Source organism: Mycetohabitans sp. B2 (assembly GCF_021733735.1).
Taxonomy (GTDB): domain Bacteria; phylum Pseudomonadota; class Gammaproteobacteria; order Burkholderiales; family Burkholderiaceae; genus Mycetohabitans; species Mycetohabitans rhizoxinica.
Map to the genome: position 1 here is coordinate 1 of NZ_JAHKSP010000143.1, position 565 is coordinate 565.

Annotated in this window: 1 protein-coding gene; it reads left to right on the forward strand. The window is 56.8% G+C overall.

The annotated features are described in order from the left end of the window. Positions 1 to 565, forward strand: a 565-nt coding sequence (locus tag KPG66_RS18195; RefSeq protein WP_237071644.1) for an AMP-binding protein, incomplete at both ends; no start/stop codon positions are given.

The following is a 565-nucleotide window of genomic DNA, read 5'->3' on the forward strand; positions in this document are numbered from 1 at the left end:
ACAGCGCTATTGCGTTTGGGCTCGCCAGACAAAGAGGACGCGGAACACACGCCAACGACTTATCCGCAACCGGCCTGCTGCAGCCTTGATACTGCTTATGTGATGTACACGTCTGGCTCCACCGGCATGTCCAAGGGCGTGCTGGTGCCGCATCGAGCGATCGCGCGGCTAGTGATCAACAATGGCTATGTTGATGTGGAGGCTGATGATCGCGTCGCGTTTGCGGCTAATCCGGCCTTTGACGCGAGCACCTTTGAAGTCTGGGCGCCGTTATTAAATGGTGCGGCGGCTGTCGTGATGGATCATGACACGGTGCTGACTCCAGCGCTGTTTGCGCAAACCCTGCGCGAACAGCGCATCAGTGTTTTGTGGTTGACCGTGGGTTTGTTCAATCAAATGGCCGTGGAATTGGGCCCAGTTTTTCCCCAACTCAAGGCCTTGATTGTCGGAGGTGATGCACTAGATGCAAGCGTGGTGGGGCAAGTACTGCGAGAGACGCCGCCTCAGCAATTGATCAACGGTTATGGTCCGACCGAGAGCACCACGTTCGCGACGACGTACAGGA